Annotated in this window: 19 protein-coding genes; 13 read left to right on the plus strand and 6 right to left on the minus strand. The window is 53.5% G+C overall.

All coding sequences use genetic code 11. From position 1 onward, the window contains the following. Window positions 1-115 precede the first annotated feature (115 nt). The 6 genes from AACY82_RS09610 (at window position 116) to AACY82_RS09635 (ending at window position 6211) form a co-directional block, all read left to right on the plus strand. Window positions 116-454 carry a hypothetical protein gene (locus tag AACY82_RS09610; RefSeq protein ID WP_339616591.1) on the plus strand — a complete coding sequence of 113 codons (339 nt, stop codon included), beginning with the start codon at window positions 116-118 and terminating at the stop codon, window positions 452-454. A 67-nt stretch (window positions 455-521) separates the two neighbouring features. Then, window positions 522-953 (plus strand): YqaA family protein, encoded by a 432-nt coding sequence (locus AACY82_RS09615; protein WP_339616592.1) that lies wholly within the window; start codon window positions 522-524, stop codon window positions 951-953. Between the two features lie 397 nt (window positions 954-1350). Continuing rightward, window positions 1351-3837: a ThuA domain-containing protein gene (locus AACY82_RS09620; RefSeq protein ID WP_339616593.1), complete on the plus strand. Its 2487-nt coding sequence runs from the start codon at window positions 1351-1353 to the stop codon at window positions 3835-3837. A 201-nt stretch (window positions 3838-4038) separates the two neighbouring features. After that, window positions 4039-5259 carry a nucleoside recognition domain-containing protein gene (locus AACY82_RS09625; RefSeq protein WP_339616594.1) on the plus strand — a complete coding sequence of 407 codons (1221 nt, stop codon included), beginning with the start codon at window positions 4039-4041 and terminating at the stop codon, window positions 5257-5259. A gap of 110 nt (window positions 5260-5369) precedes the next feature. Then, a complete protein-coding gene (locus AACY82_RS09630; protein WP_339616595.1) occupies window positions 5370-5765 on the plus strand; it encodes a VOC family protein in 396 nt (131 codons plus the stop codon). Beyond that, the gene (locus AACY82_RS09635; protein WP_339616596.1) at window positions 5744-6211 is read left to right on the plus strand and encodes an FAD-binding oxidoreductase; all 468 of its coding nucleotides are present in this window, start codon (window positions 5744-5746) and stop codon (window positions 6209-6211) included. The genes AACY82_RS09630 and AACY82_RS09635 overlap by 22 nt, the downstream gene beginning before the upstream one ends. A 2-nt stretch (window positions 6212-6213) precedes the next feature. Here the strand turns inward: AACY82_RS09635 and AACY82_RS09640 are convergent, their stop codons facing one another. The 3 genes from AACY82_RS09640 to AACY82_RS09650 all read right to left on the minus strand — a co-directional run bounded on the left by AACY82_RS09640 (window position 6214) and on the right by AACY82_RS09650 (window position 11191). After that, a complete protein-coding gene (locus tag AACY82_RS09640; protein ID WP_339616597.1) occupies window positions 6214-7710 on the minus strand; it encodes a methyl-accepting chemotaxis protein in 1497 nt (498 codons plus the stop codon). After that, window positions 7707-8660: a diguanylate cyclase gene (locus AACY82_RS09645; RefSeq protein ID WP_339616598.1), complete on the minus strand. Its 954-nt coding sequence runs from the start codon at window positions 8658-8660 to the stop codon at window positions 7707-7709. Before AACY82_RS09645 ends, AACY82_RS09640 begins: the two co-directional genes overlap by 4 nt. Before the next feature lie 197 nt (window positions 8661-8857). After that, window positions 8858-11191 (minus strand): Tex family protein, encoded by a 2334-nt coding sequence (locus tag AACY82_RS09650; protein ID WP_339616599.1) that lies wholly within the window; start codon window positions 11189-11191, stop codon window positions 8858-8860. Window positions 11192-11430: 239 nt separating this feature from the next. Between AACY82_RS09650 and AACY82_RS09655 the strand changes: the two genes are divergently transcribed. Genes AACY82_RS09655 through AACY82_RS09680 form a run of 6 tightly spaced genes read left to right on the plus strand, consistent with a single transcriptional unit; the run spans window position 11431 to window position 15445 of the window. Continuing rightward, a complete protein-coding gene (locus AACY82_RS09655; protein WP_339616600.1) occupies window positions 11431-12234 on the plus strand; it encodes a hypothetical protein in 804 nt (267 codons plus the stop codon). Then, window positions 12227-12415: an antitermination protein NusB gene (locus AACY82_RS09660; protein WP_339616601.1), complete on the plus strand. Its 189-nt coding sequence runs from the start codon at window positions 12227-12229 to the stop codon at window positions 12413-12415. Before AACY82_RS09655 ends, AACY82_RS09660 begins: the two co-directional genes overlap by 8 nt. A gap of 12 nt (window positions 12416-12427) precedes the next feature. Further along, entirely contained in the window at window positions 12428-12832 is a 405-nt protein-coding gene (locus AACY82_RS09665; RefSeq protein ID WP_339616602.1) for a nuclear transport factor 2 family protein, read from the plus strand. 11 nt (window positions 12833-12843) lie between these two features. After that, complete coding sequence (locus AACY82_RS09670) at window positions 12844-13155, plus strand: DUF3144 domain-containing protein (RefSeq protein ID WP_339616603.1); 312 nt, start codon at window positions 12844-12846, stop codon at window positions 13153-13155. A gap of 19 nt (window positions 13156-13174) precedes the next feature. Further along, a complete protein-coding gene (locus tag AACY82_RS09675) occupies window positions 13175-14164 on the plus strand; it encodes a lipid A deacylase LpxR family protein (protein ID WP_339616604.1) in 990 nt (329 codons plus the stop codon). Next, on the plus strand, window positions 14165-15445 hold the full coding sequence (locus AACY82_RS09680) for a glycosyltransferase family 4 protein (protein ID WP_339616605.1): 1281 nt from the start codon (window positions 14165-14167) through the stop codon (window positions 15443-15445). On the opposite strand, the gene AACY82_RS09685 is transcribed toward AACY82_RS09680, so the two are convergent. Both AACY82_RS09685 and AACY82_RS09690 read right to left on the minus strand, forming a co-directional pair. After that, entirely contained in the window at window positions 15442-15876 is a 435-nt protein-coding gene (locus AACY82_RS09685; RefSeq protein ID WP_339616606.1) for an MgtC/SapB family protein, read from the minus strand. The genes AACY82_RS09680 and AACY82_RS09685 overlap by 4 nt on opposite strands. A gap of 27 nt (window positions 15877-15903) precedes the next feature. Then, the gene (locus AACY82_RS09690; RefSeq protein WP_339616607.1) at window positions 15904-16632 is read right to left on the minus strand and encodes an SIMPL domain-containing protein; all 729 of its coding nucleotides are present in this window, start codon (window positions 16630-16632) and stop codon (window positions 15904-15906) included. Window positions 16633-16793: 161 nt separating this feature from the next. Here AACY82_RS09690 and AACY82_RS09695 point away from each other — a divergent pair, with 161 nt between their 5' ends. Further along, window positions 16794-17783: an alpha/beta hydrolase gene (locus tag AACY82_RS09695; RefSeq protein WP_339616608.1), complete on the plus strand. Its 990-nt coding sequence runs from the start codon at window positions 16794-16796 to the stop codon at window positions 17781-17783. A 12-nt stretch (window positions 17784-17795) separates the two neighbouring features. Here AACY82_RS09695 and AACY82_RS09700 read toward each other — a convergent pair whose 3' ends face one another. Continuing rightward, a complete protein-coding gene (locus AACY82_RS09700) occupies window positions 17796-19772 on the minus strand; it encodes a hydantoinase/oxoprolinase family protein (protein ID WP_339616609.1) in 1977 nt (658 codons plus the stop codon). Between the last annotated feature and the right edge of the window lie 174 nt (window positions 19773-19946).

Raw genomic sequence — 19946 nt, forward strand, 5'->3', positions numbered from 1 at the left:
AAACACATTAGCCTATGAAGCTAGTTGGCTGACACAGAGTTTTGAACACCCTCGAAGAAGAACACGATAAAATACGAATCACCCATTTAGAGTGACACTCAACAATAATCGAATTATGCGAAAAACCGATAAAAAAATAGATAACCACATTAGAAAGGCTTTAAGCGATGCTTGCGAGACAGCGTTAAATGATTTTTTCGGTTTTGTGTGGTTAACGCACTTGGTTGATTACTCGGCATTCCCGAAAAGTTTAAGGGTTGTTTGTGTGTTTGATACTAACGATAACCTTAAAGACTTTACGGAACAGAATGGTCGTAAAAAATTTGACGCTCTTATTCAAAAAAATCTAACAGCCGTTGGCGTTGCTATGGACTCTGGTCGTATTTATTACGATACCGAAGAGAGTTGTAACAAAGCGAATAATGGCAGCTGGACAGAAAGATTGGCTAAATAATTTCTGAATGGCCCGATTACGCTTCGTATGTGCTAACGGTTGTCGTTTAAATGGGTGTTAGACGTCAGTGGAATATTTTACAGAGTTTGGCTACGTCGGTCTTTTTGTCGCGGCTTTTTTGGCCGCAACGATTTTACCCTTAAGCTCGGAGATCGTATTAAGTGCTTTGTTGCTGAGTGGGCTGCCGCCTACAGCGCTGGTTCTTGTGGCAACGGTAGGGAACGTTCTGGGCTCTCTGACGAACTACGCATTAGGTTATTGGGCAGGCTTGGCTGTGATTAAAAAGTGGCTAAGAATGTCGGACGATGACTTTAATCGGGCAGAGCAGCGTTTTGCTAAATACGGATTACTGTCTTTATGTTTTGCTTGGGTGCCTATAATCGGTGATCCATTAACCGTTATGGCGGGCATACTGCGGGTTCGGCTAAGGTGGTTTATTCTGCTGGTAACGCTGGGTAAGTTATTTCGATATCTGGTGGTGGTTTATCTAATGACATAAAGCACCTAACTGAAGGGTGACTTTGGCATTGAGGGCCGACCATGCCTCTCAGCAATAGGGTTTGCTCGCGTCCGTCAGATTTACGGTTTGGAGTGTATCTCTCATGGTATTGTTAGGCATATAGCTTTTAATCCAGGGCTATTGTAACAAAAGTTTGACGCGATCTTTCAGGGCGCAGTACACCTCATAGCAATACACAAAAACTTGGCGCCGGGCGGATGAGTGATTGTTAAGAAGAGTATTAAGGAATCCTAATAATTGATAAGGGCCATGACGGCTGCGGCGTGCTGAGTTAGACTGATTTGATTGTTTTTTAAGCGGTTGTAGCTCTGTAAGAGTGGTTCTGACTGCTAAGCAAAATAATAATCTTTTCTATTAACTTAGTGTGCCCATAACTATGAATATTCCCCGTATTTTGATGGCATTGCTGTTGACGGTGTCAGCTATATTCGTCATTTCCTGCTCTGAGTCGGAGGTCGCGGTGGCGGCACAGCCGGCCGAGACTCATTCGCCAGATCAGCTACAGTCAGTTTTGATTTTCTCTAAAACGGCGGGCTGGGTTCACGATTCAATCCCTGAGGGGGTGGCGGCTGTCACCCGTCTGGTTGAGCAGAAAGGCTTAACCGCTGTGGCCACAGACGACGCCACTATCTTCACCGATGAAAAGCTGCAAGACATGGCGGCGGTGGTGTTTGTGAACACCACGGGGGATATCCTCAATAGTCAGCAGCAGCTGGCTATGGAGCGTTATATACAAGCGGGTGGCGGCTTTGTTGGTATTCACGCCGCCTCGGATACGGAGCGCGATGGTGGCTGGCATTGGTATCAGCGACTAGTGGGGGCGGAGTTTAAATCTCACCCGGGTGATCCCTCTAACGCGCAGAGCGCAAAGGTTAAAGTGGTTGCTAGCGACCATGTGTCGACGCAGGGGTTGCCCCGTGAGTTTACTATTGCTGATGAGTGGTACGATTTTACTAAGTTATCCGATCTTCGGCACGATTTACTGGTGGTAGACGAGCGTACTTATCAAGGTGGCGTCCACGGCGCCTATCACCCTATTGCCTGGTATCACGATTTTGATGGTGGTCGCTCTTTTTATACCGGTCTCGGGCACACCAAACAGACATTTAAAAACAACTGGTTTGTCGAGCATTTATCGGGCGGGCTCGATTACGCGCTGGCCGGGCGTGCGCCTTTAGATTACTCTGCTGCGAAACCAGATCCGCGCCGCTTTTCTCGGAATACACTGATTGAAGGCTTAAATGAACCGGTTAGCTTTGACGTAACGGCTGATTTTAGCGGGGCTATGATTGCCGAGCGCCAGGGTAAGTTATTTTGGATTGACGTTGCCAGCAAAAAGACTCACACCATGGCTGAGTTTGACGTGTTCGCACCGGCCAAAAAGATTGAGTTTGGTTTAATCGCTATTGCATTTGACCCGAATTTTTCGAGCAATCAATTGATTTACGCCATGTATAACTTGGCCGACGACAGTGGTGAGCACGAGTTATTGCAGCGTGTCGCGCAATTTACCGTTAATGACAAAACGGTGGATATGGCCTCGGAAAAAGTATTATTGGATATTCCCAACGATAACACCTGTTGTCACACCGGCGGAAACTTAGAGTTTGATCGCAATGGCAATCTCTTTATTGCCTTAGGTGATAACTCTAACCCCTTTGAGTCAAACGACTCGGGCCCGATGAATAACAAACCCGATGGCACTTATCACGATGCGTTGCGCAGCTCGGGCAATAGCCAAGATTTGCGCGGTAAAATTTTGCGTATTCACCCCGACCAAAATGGCGGGGATAGCATTCCTAAGGGCAATTTATTTGCATCGGCTGAGCGAGGCAGGCCAGAGATTTACGTCATGGGTACCCGTAACCCTTACACCATTGCGGTAGACGATAGCACTGGTGATCTTTACTACGGCGATATTGGCCCCGATGCTAAAGAAGATAGCGAAGAGTTTGGCCCGCGGGGTTACGATGAAATTAATAAAGTCACCGAGCCCGGTTTTTTTGGTTGGCCCACTATGGTGGCCAATAATAAGCCGTACCGCATGTACGACTATCAAGCGGGAGAAACCGGCAAATTTTTTGATCCGTTAGGCGCAAAAAACTTCTCACCACGCAATACCGGCTTAAAGGTGCTGCCGCCGGCGCAGCCCGCACTTATTTGGTACCCCTACGCCGGTTCTGAGCGCTTTCCCGAGCTTGGCCAAGGCGGCCGTAACGCTTTGGTGGCTGGTGTTTACCCTCAAAGCACTGATACGGAATTGGCCTACCCTGCGTACTACCAAAACAAGCTGTTTATCGGCGATTTTATGCGCAGCTGGATAAAAGTAGTGACGCTGGACGATTACGATAATGTGGTCAAAATTGACAGTTTTGCCCCATCGGTGAAGTTTGCCGGCCCACTTGATATGAAGCTGACTAAAGACGGTCGTTTGTGGGTGCTGGAATACGGCACGCAGTGGTGGGCTGGCGGTAATGAGGCGAAACTAAGTTATATAGAGTACGACCCAGATGCGGTTTTGGCAGCGCCCGTTGCGGATGATTCGGCCGCTAAGCTCGCCGCCGGTGGCCTAGGGCATGAGGCGCAATTGGAGATTGCCCAAGGTAAAGATCTTACACAGACCACTAGCTGTGTTGCTTGTCATAAAGAAAACGCCGCATCAGTCGGCCCCAGCTTTTTACAAATCAAGCAAAAATACGGCACCTTGGAAGATCCGAAAGCTTATATCGTCAATACGATTGCTCAGGGTAGTCGCGGTAAATGGGGCGAGCATGTTATGCCCGCTCATAGTTTTTTGGATGAGTCTACCCGCGGTAAGATTGCCTCCTATATTTTATCGGTTACCGCTGAACCTAACGAGTAATTAATAATTATTCGAGTTCTCGGCGGCCCAGTTCTGGGCCGCCATTTTTATCAAACGTTATCCCGCAGCTGTTAAATTAGCCATATTAGTAAAGGCGTAGTAGCCCAGTAACCGGTTATCGCTTAGCGATCCGCTAGTGGTAACGGCGGTGTTGGCTTATAGTGTGATTACTATAAGTGTTTTTACTAAAAGGGTTTTTCTTTGCTTAACCGCATCTGGGCCAGCCTGATCGTCATTTCTTTGCTGTGGGGAATCTCGGCGAGTTTGTTTGGCTATTCCGAGATCGCCAGTGCCTTGGTGGCATCGCTGTTTGATATGGCGGAGCTGGCTACAAAAATATGTCTCGGTCTGATTGGTGTGATGTGCTTTTGGTTAGGGCTGATGGAGATCGCCAATGTCAGCGGGCTAAGTGAAAAGTTGGCACGTGGCTTGGCGCCATTGTTTAGTCGCCTGATGCCCGAGGTGCCCCGTGGCGACAAAGCCATTAGTAGTATTAGCATGAATATGGCGGCCAATATGCTAGGCCTGGATAACGCGGCGACCCCGGCGGGTATTCAGGCGATGCGCGATCTACAAGTGCACAATAAAACGCCGAGTCTACTCAGCAACGCGCAAATACTATTTTTGGTGTTAAACACCTCCTCGGTAACGCTAATTCCTACTACGGTGTTTGTGTACCGTGCACAACTGGGCGCGATGACGCCTACCGATGTATTTTTACCGATATTACTGGCAACCAGTTGCTCGACCCTGGTGGGATTGTTAACCGTGGCATGGCTGCAAAAGCTTAAGTTATGGTCGCCGGTGGTGCTGGCCTATTTTATTGCCGCGGCGGTGATTGTCGGTGGTTTATTGGCAGCGAGTGTCGACGAGGGCGAGATCGGTAAACGCTCGGCATTGGTGGGCAACCTGACGCTGCTGGTGTTAATTGCCGGATTATTTTTGTATGGTTTTAAGCGCCGAGTGCGGATGTACGATGCCTTTATCGATGGTGCCAAAAATGGTTTTAGTATTGCTATTGGTATTATTCCCTATTTGGTGGCCATGCTGTTTGCGTTGGGTTTACTGCGCGCCTCCGGGGTGCTGGAGTTTGGCCTAGAGCAATTGCGTTACGCGGTGGCATTTATGGGCGGTGATACTCGCTTTGTGGATGCTCTGCCCACGGCACTTATGAAGCCGTTTTCTGGCTCGGGCTCGCGGGCGCTGATGATTGAGACGATGGAGGTGTACGGTGCCGACTCTTTCGCGGGCCGCTTAGCGGCCGTTTATCAGGGCAGTACTGAAACGACGTTTTATGTGCTGGCCGTCTATTGTGGTGCGGTTGCGATTACCCGAACCCGCTATGCTCTGGCCTGTGGTCTTATTGCCGACGGCGCCGGTATTGTGGCGGCCACTTTGCTGGCTTATTGCTTTTTTGGCTAACAGATACAGGCCGCTGCTATTGCTGTAACCTATTGGGCTTGAGCAAGATTTTGTAGGTTAGCCGTTTCAGGCTAACGCCGATACACACCGCAATAGGTAGGATAAACACTATGGCAAATACGATGGTTCCCATGTTGATGTTTGCAGGCGAAGCCGACGAGGCCGTTAGCTTTTACGTATCGCTATTTGAAAACTCCGGAGTCTTGTCGATAGAGTATTACGGGCCCGATGAACAAGGCGCCGAAGGTTCGGTTAAAAAGGCATTATTTGTGGTGGCGGGGCAACAACTATTGGCGATTGATAGCCCGGTTACCCATGAGTTTGGTTTTACGCCGGCCATCTCTTTGTTTGTGGAGTGCGATAGCAAAGCGCACTTTCAGGAGGCCTCGGCCAAATTATCCGAGGGCGGGACAGTGCTTATGCCGGCGGATAACTACGGTTTTAGTGAGTTATTCACGTGGGTGAACGATCGCTTTGGCGTCTCTTGGCAGTTGAGCGTCGGTTGATCCGGTTGTCGCTGTGCAAAAAATCACTGGCTGTCTACGCTGTGGTATTCGCAAGTGCCAGTGGGCCTGCTAACGCGCAAGATCTTTCGCCTTTTACCAGCGATGGTTGTAGCTCGTTCCCCGATGGCACCTTCGCTCAAGAGCAATTGTGGCTCGAGTGTTGCGAGGTGCACGATTTAGCTTACTGGCAAGGTGGCACTTATCAGCAGCGCTTAAGCGCTGATAGGGCTTTAGAGGCCTGCGTGGCAAAGGTGGGCGAGCCCGAGGTGGCACTGTTGATGTTGGCGGGTGTACGCGTCGGCGGTGGCCCGCTATTTATGACGGATTATCGCTGGGGCTATGGTTGGCCCTACCCTCGTTGGTACGGTGCGTTAACCGATGCCGAGCAGCGACAAGTTAAGCGGCTCATGCCAGCCGCGTCCTCCACGGTTGCTACTGAGCCTTAAGCTTAGGCTTTAAACTGCGACATTTCGTCACGCAGGTTATGGCTCTCTTCATCCAGTACCGCACTGGCTTTACGGACCACGTCGGCATTGTGCGAGACGTGCTCGGTTAAGTCGTGTATCGCGGTAATGTTTTGACTCACCTCGCTGGCCACCGAGCTTTGCTCGCCGGCGGCGGTGGCAATGTGGTGATTCATTGCGTTGATGGACTCGACGTTGGCGCGAATTTTTTCCAGTGCGCCATCCACTTGGCTCGAAGCATCAATGGTTTCTTGTACCGCTTTAACGCTGTACTCCATCGAATTGTGAGTATCGTCGGCGGACTTTTGCAGCTCGCGAATAATCGCCTCAATCTCTTCTGTCGATTGTTGGGTTTTTTGCGCCAGTGAGCGCACTTCGTCGGCCACAACCGCAAAGCCACGGCCTTGATCGCCGGCGCGCGCCGCCTCGATGGCGGCGTTAAGGGCGAGCAAATTAGTTTGCTCGGCAATGGAGCGAATAACCTCCATTACCGAGCCGATCGAGTCACTGCGCTCGCGTAGGCCTTTAATTTTATCGGCGGTGGTTTCAATTTGTGTGGTCAGCCGATGAATTGTCGTAATAGCGCCTTTTACAATCTCCGAGCCGTCGTCTGCTAAATGCAATGTGTCTTGTGTGTCGTCGGCCGTTTTGCGCGCGTGGCCAGCGACTTCATCAGCCGAGTGGGACATCTCTTGCAGGGCGGCGGCGACTTGTTCGATCTCGCGAATTTGCTGGCGAATCGAGTCTGAGGTGCCGGTGGCGGCGCCGGTCATTTTTTCGGTTTGTTCGGTCACGCTGGCACTGGATTGGTTAACGCGTTGAATAATGGAGGCAATTTGTTCCATTACCCGGTTAAAGTTGCCGCACAGTTCGGCAATCTCATCTTTGCTGCTGGTGGGTAGCCGACGGGTCAGGTCGCCCCCGCCATCGGCGATCTCCTGCAGTGACGCGCTAACCTCCAGCACCCGATGGGACACCATCTGACGCATCAATAAGGCGACGGTTAACAAGCCCGCCAGCAACAGTGCGATAACGGTTATGATCGTGCTTTGATTTTGGCTGTGGAGTACTGCCAGCATTTGCGCCTGAGAGAAATCGGCGCTGAAGTAACCAATCAGTTTATCTTTGCGAAAAATCTCATGGCGCGGTTTTTTGACCATGACGTCAGTGGCCGGTTGATTGTCGTCTTGCCCCTCGGCCAATAATTTACCGCGATGGTCGTATACCGCAAACGCGGCGATTAGCGGCGTGTTTGCCAACGATTGGGCAATGGCTTCGATCTGCGCCAGATCGTACGAGAATACCGGCTCGCGCAGGGCTGACTCTGCCAGTTGAATTTGACCCGCGACGCTGGAGTCAAAATCGGCCTGTTGCCGTTTGCTCTGTATCTGGTAGCTAACACTGACGATGACCGCTGCCACCAGCAGTAAAATCACAGTAAGGGCAAACATTAATTTAATGGTCAGGGTTCTTCTGATCATGGCGCGTCACTCGGTTGTGGCTCGTGGTTGTCGGTTGCTGAGTCGTCCTGTGACTGGGTGAGTAAATCTTGTTCGGGCTGCTCTGTCTTGTCTGCGGCAGCGGAGGCTGCGAGCTCCGCCGGATCAAACCATAATGTAGGGTTGTCGACAGGAGTCGCGGCGGGCAGATTGGGGTTTTCTAGCGCAAAGGCCCGGCGCTTGGCGATATTGCCCCGTGCCATGACGGTTTGTACGGTGGGGTCGTTCATGATCAGGGTATCGAAGCTGCCGTCCTCCAGGGCGATGGTTAAACCGGTGTTGAGAGCCTCGGCCAGCTCGGGGCGGCGCGGGCTGACAAATAAATAAAATGGCATGCGATAAACAAACATGAGGTTATCGTCAATTGCTAACTCTAGCTCGGAGCGGCTTGCCACCTCGCTCCAGGGTTCGTGGATGCCGCGGGGGAACGCATCAAAACGCTGTCCGTCGGCCATTAAAAATAGGCCTTCGTAGGTGCCGGTTTCGACCGTCAGGCCGTTGTGGCGCATGATGTCGGTGTCGGGCCAACCGCGGCCCTGACCAAACACCAGGCTTTTGAGCTGCGAATAATCCGTGATATCGGCAAACAGGTGGCGGTTGTCTTTGTGAATAATAAATACGCGGTAGCCCAGTAAGCCTTTGTACAGAGGGACGCGGATGGGAATCAGCTGTTGCTCGGTCTGTTTGGTGGTGGCGGCCCACATAATATCGATGGTGCCATCCAGGGCGTCTTGAATTTGTCGCGCGGCGGTAAGTGTGCCGGATGAAATATCGAGCTGATAATCGAGCCCGGCTTTATCGAGGGCGAGCTCAATAACGGCAATGGCGTGTTTGGCATTACTGTCATCGCGCGAGACAAGGGCAATATTCACTTGGGCTAGCGCCGGTAGCGTCAGGCACAGCGCTAACAATAACGTTAGTCGTTTTCTCACTGTGGTACCTTTTGCGGTTTTTATTGTTGTGGACTCAGAGCGATACCCATGAGCACTAGAATTCCGGGTTCCCTCGTGCCGTACAAAGACGGGCAAGAAACACAAAGGTCCCCGGTATCAAGGTTGACGGCGGCGGGTGAGAAAACTTGAGCGCCAATTAATACCTGCTCCGTTGCCGGAGCAGGTTAGCGGGCCGTTTAGTTCTTTTTCTTCATGGCTTGTTGCAATAGCGCACCCATGCTGCCCAGTGAGGCCTCTTTGCTGTTGCTGCCACGCGAGCTTTGATTGCGCGAACTGTCTTGCTTGCGCGCGCGGCGCGGGGCATCGCCGCCACCTGTTTTCTCGCCGGGGGTGTCGTCCAAACGCATGGACAAGCCAATACGCTTGCGGTCGACATCCACCTCCATCACTTTAACTTTAGCAATATCGCCGGCTTTTACCACCTCGCGCGGGTCTTTAACAAAAGTGTTAGACAGCGCCGAGATGTGCACCAAGCCGTCTTGGTGCACGCCGATATCGACAAAAGCCCCAAAGTTGGTGACATTGGTGACGGTGCCTTCCAGGATCATGCCCGGCTCAAGGTCTTTAAGGGTTTCGACGCCCTCCTGGAACTTGGCGGTACGAAACTCGGGTCGCGGGTCGCGGCCGGGTTTGTCCAGCTCTTTTAAAATATCGGTTACGGTGGGTAAACCGAATTGCTCGCTGGTGTAGTCGGCGGCTTTTAGGGTGCCCAAAAAGGCCGAGTCGCCAATCAGGCCGGCAATGCGACGTTCGTTTTTACTGGCAATGGCCTCAACCACGGCGTAGGACTCGGGGTGAACCGCCGAGGCATCCAGCGGGTTCTCGCCCCCGGCGACGCGCAAAAAGCCGGCGGCTTGCTCAAAGGTTTTGGCGCCAAAGCGGGTGACCTTTTTAAGCTGCTCGCGCGAGCTAAACGCGCCATTGGTGTTGCGAAAATCGACGATATTGTTAGCAAGTGTGGTGTTTAAGCCAGAAACTCGCGCTAACAGGGCGGCTGAGGCGGTGTTTACTTCAACCCCCACAGCGTTTACACAGTCCTCTACTACGGCATCCAGCGATCGCGCCAGCTGGGTTTGTGAGACGTCGTGTTGATACTGGCCCACACCGATGGATTTAGGGTCAATTTTCACCAGCTCGGCCAGTGGATCTTGCAGGCGGCGCGCGATAGAGATAGCGCCGCGAATGGTCACATCCAAATCGGGGAACTCTTTAGCGGCAAACTCAGAGGCGGAGTACACCGAGGCGCCGGCCTCGTTCACCATAACCGGTTTGGCGGTTAGCTCGGGGTACTTGCCCAGCATGTCCTTAACAAATTTCTCAGTCTCGCGACTGGCGGTGCCGTTGCCGATGGCGATTAGGCCGACGTTGTACTTTTGGCACAGGGCCGAGAGGGTCTTCTCGGACTCCGCAGTACGCATTTGCGGCATTGTGGGGTAGATGGCGCAGTGATCCAGCACTTTGCCAGTGGCGTCGACCACCGCTACTTTAACACCGGTACGCAAACCAGGATCCAGGCCGATGGTGGCTTTTTGCCCTGCGGGGGCGGCCAGCAATAAATCGTTTAAGTTAGAGGCAAACACTTTAATGGCGCCCTCTTCGGCCCGGTCGCGCAGCTCGCCCAGTAGGTCGGTCTCTAGGTGGGTCAATAACTTAACGCGCCATGCCCAGCGCACCACCTCGGATAGCCATTTATCGGCGGCGCGGCCGTTATCGATAATGCGCCAGTGGTCGGCAACCATGGCCTCACAGGGGTGCGAGGCGGCCGGCTCGTTGGGGTCGCCGACGGTAATCGCGATGGTTAGCACGCCCTCATTGCGGCCGCGAAACATCGCCAGTGCGCGGTGCGATGGAGTGGATTTAAGGGGTTCATCGTGCTCAAAGTAGTCGCGAAACTTTTGCACTTCTTGCGAGTTGTTGGTGTCTTTACCCGTGGCCACGCGGGCGCTGATATTGGCTTCTTTTTGCAGAAAATCACGCAATTTAGCCAGCAAGTTGGCATCTTCGCTGAACTTTTCCATCAGGATAAACTTGGCGCCATCCAGTGCGGCCTTGGTGTCTGTGATCTTGTGTTCGGGGTTGAGGTATTTGGCGGCCTCCGTTTCCGGCTCCAGCGTTGGGTCGGCCAATAGTCCTTCAGCCAAGGGTTCAAGGCCGGCCTCGATGGCGATCTGGCCTTTGGTGCGGCGCTTGGGCTTGTAGGGCAAATACAGATCTTCCAGCCGGGTTTTGGTGTCGGCGGCGCGGATGTCGTTTTCCAGCGCGGGGGTGAGCTTTTCTTGCTCGGTAATACTCTTCAAAATCGCGTCGCGGCGGTCTTCCAGTTCGCGCAAATAGCGCAGCCGCTCCTCTAGGTTACGCATCTGGGTATCATCCAGGCCACCGGTTACCTCTTTACGGTAGCGGGAGATAAACGGCACGGTGGCCCCTTCGTCCAGCAGTGCCACAGCGGCATCTACCTGTTGTTCGCGTACACTCAGCTCGTCGGCGATACGTTGAAAAATACTGCTCATGGATCTTGCCTATTCAGTTCAGAGGGTCTTGTGGGCTCACGCAAGCGGCGTGTGTTCAGCATTATGCGTAAAACCTGCGATGATAACAGTCTTGAATTGCAGCTTGGTTTGTGCCTTTTGTACTGGCGCACACGGTGATTGGCACAGGCGGGCTATGCTGCAAGGGGCGGTTGCGATTTGAACCTGGCGCTAGCCGGGTGGTCGAGGATGCATACATCAACACTTAAGGGGCTCTGTGAGTGATAAAAACACACATTTTGATGGTAGGACTGTTGGTTTTTTGCGGGTGTGCTACTGCGATTGCGGCCGATGATGGAGCCGGGGCCGACGCCGACTTTAGCCAAGCCAGCTTGCGCGACTTAAAGGCGTCCCTGGCGCGCTTAACGGCCGATAGCAATTTAGTCGCCGAGGTGGTGGTTAACTCGGCCCACAATGCGGGGGAGGATGAAGAGCTGGTCTCGCGCACGGGGGCGGCCCGGGTTACTGTGGTTGATGATGACACCGGTTTGAGTGTGCGTTATTCGACGCAGTTACTGCAGCAAATGGCGGCGGAGGCCTCGGCCCGGGCGGCGGACTCGGACGCGCCTACCCCGGCCTATGACGGCGTTGATGAACTGTCTTTACCGGATATACAACCGATGTTGCGCGCGGCTCGGGCCATCGGGCAAGAGCTAGACTCGGCCGAGTTTATTGGCGCTGAAGCCGATACCTATCAAGGTAATAATGCGCGCCGGCTGGATTTTGCCCTCGGGGAAGATCGGCTGACCAAGCGCCAGCGCAAATACGTTAAAGAGTACGATGGCAGCTTTACGGTTTGGATTGATGAACAAGGCGCTCCGCTGGCCAGCCGTACTCGTATCCACGCTCGTGGCCGGGCGTTTATCGTAATCAGCTTTAGCATTACAATAGAGTCCGATAGTCATTACCGGGTAGACAATGATCGTCTGATAACCACCCGCCGAGCTGACTATCAGCTCTCGGCGGGCGCCGGCGAGCGTTCAGAGCGTTTGGTGAACAAAACCCTAGAGGTGATCGATGAATGACACAGTGATAGTCAGCAGTGGTTATGTGGTCGGTTGGGGCACCTTGGCATTAATTAATGCCGGTTTAGCCCAGGGCAAAAATCGCAGTGGTTTGGGTTGGTTTTTGCTCTCGTTATTGCTCGGCCCCATCGCCACCTTGGTTTTAGTGTTGCTGGGCAAACGCAATCGACCCTTTGGTTAACAAGAGCGAGTTATGCCATATTTTATAAACCGCTACACCGTGGCCGCGGTACTTTTTTGGTTAAGCAGCAGCGTGTTAGCCGCACCGTTAGAAACCCTCATCGAGGGGCAAACCCGCGCCTATAATAATCACGATGTGGACGCCTATTCAGGTTACTTTCATCCCGATATCGAAGTTTACAATTATCCCGACCACCCTATCACCGCCGGTCACGGGGCGTTAGTTGAAGCGACCAGCAAAACGTTTAAAGAGCGTAAGCCGCAAGCGGTGGTCGAAAATATAATGGTGTTGGGAGATAAGGCCGTTACCTTAGAGAAGGCGAGTTTTAATGCCGGCGGCATGCGCCGGACGGCCAAAATCATCAAAATTTATCAATTCCAAGACGGCTTGATACGCCGTATGACTTTTATGAATTAAGTAGAGAATTTATGTCACAAGCCGATGACGAACGCCAGTACTGGGATCTGGTTGACGATTTTATCTCCCGCGCGAACGAGCACTGCGACACGGTTGATCCGAGCATGGTCAGTGCAGCGATGCTTCAGGCCGCCTCGCGCTTTAACGCTTTTATTGTTGCTAGCTCGTCGGTTGACCGTAAAGAATATACGGAAGAGTTAGACGCCTCATTACGTTACCTGACCAATCAATATCGAGATTATTTACGCGATAATCTGGAGGACTATCGCGAGAATTTTAAAGTATACACTCGCACTGAAGGCGACGAGTTGAATGACGACTAACCGAGTAGGAAATAGGTCATTGATTAAGAGCAGCAGGTTTAGCGCCTATTTACCCCGCCGGTTATCGCTGGCTGTTTTGGCGGCCGCAATGGCCCACGCGGGCCAAGCGCAGGCCACTGATTGGCTGTCGCTGGTGTGGCAAAATGATTTGTTTGCCGGCCGCGATGGCGGGGGTTACACCAACGGCTTGTTTGTTTCAGTGTACCAAGTGGCCGACGCTGAACCAATCGACGAACCGTTATTTACCAAACCACTTAACTGGATGCTAAACGACAGCTTTGATCTGGCGTTTAACGAGCACACAGTGGGTCAAGCGATGGTGACACCAGCGGATATTAGCAAGCCGGTACCAGATCCCAATGATGTTCCCTATGCCGGACTATTGATCTACCGCGCCAGTCGCGTTTTGGTAGACGACAATATTGCCGATATGGTGCGCACCACCATTGGCGTTGTAGGGCCGGCATCCCTGGCCGAGCAAACGCAAAAGTTTATTCACAAAGTGGTGGGCTCGGCTGAACCAAAAGGTTGGGATTATCAACTCGAGAATGAACCGGTGTTTGCCTTGCGCCGGGCGCGGGTGTGGCGCTATGAGTTAAGCGCTATGAGCGATGTCGTGTTGTTGGCTCAGGCGCGAGCGGGCAATTTAGAATCAGCCGTAGGGGGTGGTGCTATTGTTCGTTTTGGGCGCGGATTAGCAAATAGTTTTGCAACAACGCTGCTGCAGCAAGGGCGTACCAGCAGCCCGGCAGCGGTCGAGAGCGGCTGGTACGTATATGGCGGTTTTGAAACTGACTATGTGTTTAACAATATTTTAGTTAATGGCAATAGTTATCGCGACAGCCCCTCATCCGATTTGCGTCACGAACAACTCAGTTTTACCGCCGGCGTTAGTTACGCATGGGATTCGCTCAGTCTCACCTTTGGTTACAAGTCGGGCACCAAGCTCGATACCCATGACTCTTCGCGCGATAATTTTGGCACCCTCAGCGTTGCCTGGAAACTGTAAATGCAAACGGCATTAATTGTTGGCTATGTCTGGCCCGAGCCTAATTCCTCTGCGGCTGGTCGACGAGTTCTCGATCTAATTGACGCGCTTCAGGCAGGTGGTATTGCGGTACACTTTGCTTGTGCTGCCTCGCCGACGAAGCATCAATGCGATTTGCGTGCGCTTAATGTCACGACTCACGCGATCGCCTTAAATTGCGATAGTGTTGACCGCTGGGTGGCAGAGCTTGCGCCGGATGTTGTGGTGTTTGACCGCTTTGTTACCGAGGAGCAATTTGGCTGGCGTGTTGCCAGTGCGGCGCCAAACGCGCTGCGAGTGTTAGACACAGAAGATTTCCACAGCTTACGGGCCGCTCGCGAATTAGCTTTAAAGCGCGCACTGGCCGGCAACCCGAGTGCGGATGTCGCCGCCATAACCGTTGGTAACGCCGAGCTGTATGAGTTAATGCGCGAGGACGATAGGTTGCTGCGCGAGTTGGCGGCAATTTTCCGTTGTGACATCAGTTTAATGATTTCGAGTTTTGAGGTGACGCTGCTGCAGGAGTATTGCCAGGTGCCGCCCCAACTGTTGTATCACTTGCCGTTTACGGTGGACCAACCAGCGATGACTTACCCAGACTTTGCGGCGCGCGAGCACTTTGTCAGTATTGGCAACTTCCGTCATCGCCCTAACTGGGATACTGTTTTATGGCTCAAACAGCATGTGTGGCCCGCCATTCGCCAGCAATTACCTCGCGCCGAGTTGCATATTTACGGCGCCTATCCGCCACCCAAAGCGACGGCATTGCACAATAAACGCCAAGGTTTTTTGGTTAAAGGCTGGGCAGATGATGCCTTAACGGTGGTTGCTCGGCACAAAGTGTTGCTGGCCCCGCTGCGAGTGGGCGCTGGAATAAAAGGCAAGCTATTGGATGCGATGCTAACTGGAACACCCAGCGTAACGACTGATATTGGCGCCGAGGGTATGTGCGGTGAGTGTCAGTGGCCGGGTGCGGTTGCCAATGATTCAAAAGCCATAGCCGCGCAAGCGGTGAGTTTATATCAAGATGAGTCGCAATGGCGGCTAGCCGCTAACGCCTGCGGGCCGCTGCTGGCGAAACATTACTCTCGCGCTGATCTGGGCCCCAAGTTAGTAACGGTATTGCGTGAGCGTCACTTGAACCTTAACGCATGGCGGCGTGACAATATATTGGGTGCGCTGTTTAATTTTCACAGTATACGCAGTACTGAGTTTATGTCCCGCTGGATTGAAGTGAAAAGCCGCTTAAACAAAGCTGATTAATCGGCTTTTGGTTTTTTCTTAAAGGGGCTGGCGAATTGTAGAATAAGAAAGTTGGTGAGCGAGAGCACCAATGCGATCTCGTAACGATTGTAAGCGACTGAAACGCCAATCGCGCCGGTATTCCAAATGCTGGCGGCCGTGGCGGTACCCACGGTGTGGTCGTCGGTTTTTAAGATGGCACCACCGCCGATAAAACCAATACCGGTAATAATGCCGTACATCACTCGCGCTTCGGCATCGGAGCCGGAATACACTTCCATCCCCACGAGCATATAAGCGCAGGCCGCTAGTGCCACCAAGGGGAATGTGCGCAGACCGGCCCCGCGCGCGCTTTGCTCACGATTAAAAGCCATCGGCAGCGCTAACACTAAGGCAATGCCCAAGCGCAACAAGTTCTCAATAATTTCCTGTAAGCTTAAATCGAAGTTCATGGAGCATCCGTACCGGTTATAGAAAGGTTAGTCGGCCAAGTAATACTCGACAGTAGACACCACCCGTACTTTTTTAATGTGCGGGTTATTGGCGTCGCGGGCATCAATCGAAAACTGCCCCTGGGAGGCACGCTTAATTTTGCCCAAGCGACTGTTGGAATCGGCGGCAAATTTACCGGCGACTTCCCGTGCGTTTTTTGTCGCCTGCTCGATCATGCCGGGTTTAATATCGTTTAGGCCGGTAAATAAATATTGTGTTTGACTGTCGTAGTTGCCGGCGGTAAGCACAATGCCTTGCTTGCCGAGTTCGCCGACGTTGTTCATGGTGCTGCGTACCGTGTCGATAGCGGTGCTGTAAACGGTCACGACTTGGCTGGCCGAGTAGCGAAACGTCGGTTGTGGACCGCCATAGGACTGTGCGGTTTTATCGGTAATAATTGGGGCGTTAACACTAATATCGGCGGCGGCAATATCGTGTGCCAGCAAAAACTGGCGAATCGCCTCGCTATTGTTGTCTATGTCGCGGTACAAAGCCGCTAAATCATTGCTGGCCAAGGCGTAACTCACCGGCCATATGACAATGTCGGCCGGCAGTTCGCGCTCGGCTAAACCTTTTACGGTCACAGTGCGTTCGTACTCTTTAACGGCGATAGCGGTGTCGTTTAGCTGGTAGCCCAATAAGCCGGCGCCGGCGAATAGACAGACGCCCAGTATCAAAGCGGCGAGTGTGTTTGAGCGGGGCGTGTGGTCGGTCACGTTAAGGCCTCGTGCTGATAGTTAGCAGTATTGACTAAAGCGTTATAGTCTATCCTCAGATAAGCAGAGTGTCATGTATCTATGGCAATATTGAGTTTGCGACAGGTCGGTTAAAATTCTAGGGATAGAAACGCGTTAGACGGTTATTAAGGGGTACAGCAGTGAACGCACAAGTGGGTAACCAGTGGATCGCCGATACCGAGCTCGAGGGTTTTGAGCAAACTCGGTTGACGGTGGCGTATAAAAAACGTGCCTTTAGCGCCACCTTGGTGCGCGCGGCCGATAACCCTAAAGTGGCACGGCGCGCGGTTTTGTATATACACGGGCTGACGGATTATTTTTTTCAGGTGCACTTGGCCGAGGCTTATCGCGCCGAGGGCTACGCCTTTTACGCCCTCGACTTGCACGGCTATGGTCGCTCGTTGCAGCCGGGCGAGCGGCCAAACTACTGTGCCGATATCGCCGAGTATTACCCCGAGATTGACGCGGCTATCGCGCAAATCAAAAGCGCTGGTGCCGAGCAGTTATTGCTTGACGCTCACTCTACCGGAGGCTTGATATCGGCGCTTTACGCCCACGAGGGTCGCTACCGCGAGGCGCTCAGCGCTTTATATTTAAACAGCCCGTTTTTTGAATTTCCGCTTCGGGGCTGGGAGCGTATTGCCCTGCGTGCACTGGTGGCACTGGGTCGGTGGTTTCCGCATATTGCTTATCATCACGGCATGCCTTCTTACTATGCCAAGAGCTTGCATCGTGACTTTCGTGGCGAGTGGCACTACAACAAAAAGCTGAAGCCGACCGATGGCTTCCCCATCACCGCAGGCTGGGCGCGGGCTGTTTATCGGGCGCAGCGGCGCCTGCAAAAAGGCCTGAATATTGTTTGTCCGGTGCTGGTGATGCACTCGGCGCGCTCCATGCGAGCATCGCAGTGGAGTGACGATTTATTTGCGGTTGATACGGTATTAAACGTCGATCATATGCGCCGCTACGGCCCGGCGCTGGGCGATCAGGTGGCGCTGGCCGAGATTGAAGGCGGTATGCACGATTTAGCTCTGTCGCCTCCGGTGGTTCGCGCCGAGGTGCAAACCGTTAAGTTCTCGTGGCTTGGGCAAGTGTTGCGGCAGATACCTGATAGCTCGCGCGATACCTGAGCGCAAGACGAGTCAACCTTTGTTTAGGTGCAAGTTACCGTAGGCATCTACCCTTGCGTGCCAGTTTGCTGCTAACAGCGTGGTCGAGACTTGCTCGCAAATAAGCGCGGGGCCGGTTAGCCGGGTTTCTAGTCCGAGGTTTTGGCGCAAGTAAACGGGGGTTGGCCCGAGCTCGGCTAAATCTACTGTGTATTCCGGCTCTATAGTGGCTTGTGCGGTTACTCGGGGTAGCGACGGAGCGTTGCTGGTCGTGCTCACCCGCACCCGCACATTGACCAGCTCTACCGGGATATCCAGTTGATGGCCGTAACGCTGGGCGTGAGCTGCATGAAACTCATCGCTGACGCGGCTCAGTGGGACAAAAGGCCGGTTTAAGGTAAAGCTTTGGCCGTGATAGCGCAGATCCAGGCTTACTTGGGTACGGATGTACTCAGGCTGAGCGCCCTCGCGAATTAGCTGTTCGGTGCCGTCCCGGCTTAGCTCGTCTATTAAAGCGTCGATATGGTTGGCGTCACACTCGCTAACCCGCGTGGCTAACGTGCGCGATAATTGTCTCTCGCGCGGTGCGACTAGCATTCCCAGTGCTGATAGCACGCCGCCGTGCATTGGTACCAAGGCACGAGTGGTGCCCAGCTCATCGGCTAAGGCACAAACGTGTAGCCCTCCGGCGCCGCCAAAGCAACACAAGCTAAATTCGCGCGGGTCGCGACCGCGCTGCACGGACATGACCCGCAAAGCGCTGACCATACGTTCGTTTGCCAGCTGAATAATACCCGCAGCGGCGGCTATACGCGACAAACCCAAAGGCGCGGCGATCGCATCAATCGCTCCCTCGGCGGCGGCGCAATCGAGCGACATAGCGCCGCCTAAGAAAAACTCTGGCCGCAGTCGGCCCAGCACCGCATTGGCATCGGTGACGGTGGCGCGGGTGCCGCCCTTGCCGTAGCAGGCGGGACCGGGGTCGGCGCCGGCCGATTCTGGCCCCACTTGCAGCAATCCGCCGGCATCAATATGTGCCTCGGAGCCGCCACCGGCGCCAATGGTATGCATATCGACCATGGGCACGGCTACCGGGTAGGGGCCGAGTTTTCCTTCGCTGGTTAATTGCAGCTCGCCATCCACCAGCGCCACGTCTGTCGAGGTGCCGCCCATATCGAAGGTAAGCAGCTTTTCGGGTTGACCGTTGTTGCCCACAAGTTGCGCCAAGTGGGCGGCAGCCGCCAAACCGCCGGCGGGGCCGGATAACAGCAAGTTAACGGCGCGATCACCAGCTTGAGCGGCATCGATGGTGCCGCCGGAAGATTGCATCACTCCCAGTGGGCAGGGGCTGATGCCCTCCTGCAGCCGTGTTAGATAGCCCTGCACTTTAGGGCCAAGATAGGCATTAAGCCAGGTGGCGATGCCGCGCTCATACTCGCGGTACTCGGGCAGCACAAATGACGATCGGCTGGTGAAAACGGTATTGGGGCAAGCCGCTTGCAGGCGTTTTTCGTCGCGATCATCGATAAAGGAGAACAACAAGTTAATGGCGACGGCGGCGGGTTGGCGCTCGGCGATAGCGGCCTGCAGGCGATCAATGTCTGCCTGAATAAGCTCGGTTATCGGCTCGCCCGTGGCGCTTAGGCGGCAATCGACCTCTAGACAATCTTGCGGTGCCACTGGTACCTCACGCGCCTGAGGCTGCAAATTGTATAACTGATCGCGGGTTTGGCGGCCAATACTGAGTAAATCGGCACAACCGCGATTCGTCACGTACAGGGTATGAACGCCTTTGCGCTCGAGCGCCGCGTTGGTGGCCACGGTACTGCCGTGAATTACCGTTAGTTGGCCCCGTGTGGCGGCCTGGGCTACTCCAAGCTCGGCAATGCCCTGCAAAATCGCCCGCTCTGGGGCCTCCGGGGTAGAGAGCACTTTGTGGATGTGCAAGCGGCCATCGCGCGCGAGTACAAAGTCGGTAAAGGTTCCGCCGGTATCAACACCTAACAGCATAAATACGCCAGTCTTTTAAGAGGACAAAGTCGCTATTGTAAGGGGCGAGCGGCGCTGCGGTAAGGGGCGAGTGTAAACTCGGGTATTGCTTGCCTAGGATACTCTAGCGATAGTGGGGGGAGTTTACGGCGGCGTGTTTTTTTGGCCCAATAGCCGCTGCCCATTAACCCCAGC

The sequence above is a fragment of the uncultured Gilvimarinus sp. genome, assembly GCF_963972205.1.
Taxonomy (GTDB): Bacteria; Pseudomonadota; Gammaproteobacteria; order Pseudomonadales; family Cellvibrionaceae; genus Gilvimarinus; species Gilvimarinus japonicus.

Bases quoted from the DNA above. Each gene is read 5' to 3' on its own strand.
- AACY82_RS09610 (WP_339616591.1), top strand. From the start codon at position 116: ATGCGAAAAACCGATAAAAAAATAGATAACCACATTAGAAAGGCTTTA.
- AACY82_RS09620 (WP_339616593.1), top strand. From the start codon at position 1,351: ATGAATATTCCCCGTATTTTGATGGCATTGCTGTTGACGGTGTCAGCT.
- AACY82_RS09630 (WP_339616595.1), top strand. From the start codon at position 5,370: ATGGCAAATACGATGGTTCCCATGTTGATGTTTGCAGGCGAAGCCGAC.
- AACY82_RS09640 (WP_339616597.1), bottom strand. From the start codon at position 7,710: ATGATCAGAAGAACCCTGACCATTAAATTAATGTTTGCCCTTACTGTG.
- AACY82_RS09650 (WP_339616599.1), bottom strand. From the start codon at position 11,191: ATGAGCAGTATTTTTCAACGTATCGCCGACGAGCTGAGTGTACGCGAA.
- AACY82_RS09660 (WP_339616601.1), top strand. From the start codon at position 12,227: ATGAATGACACAGTGATAGTCAGCAGTGGTTATGTGGTCGGTTGGGGC.
- AACY82_RS09665 (WP_339616602.1), top strand. From the start codon at position 12,428: ATGCCATATTTTATAAACCGCTACACCGTGGCCGCGGTACTTTTTTGG.
- AACY82_RS09670 (WP_339616603.1), top strand. From the start codon at position 12,844: ATGTCACAAGCCGATGACGAACGCCAGTACTGGGATCTGGTTGACGAT.
- AACY82_RS09680 (WP_339616605.1), top strand. From the start codon at position 14,165: ATGCAAACGGCATTAATTGTTGGCTATGTCTGGCCCGAGCCTAATTCC.
- AACY82_RS09685 (WP_339616606.1), bottom strand. From the start codon at position 15,876: ATGAACTTCGATTTAAGCTTACAGGAAATTATTGAGAACTTGTTGCGC.
- AACY82_RS09700 (WP_339616609.1), bottom strand. From the start codon at position 19,772: ATGCTGTTAGGTGTTGATACCGGCGGAACCTTTACCGACTTTGTACTC.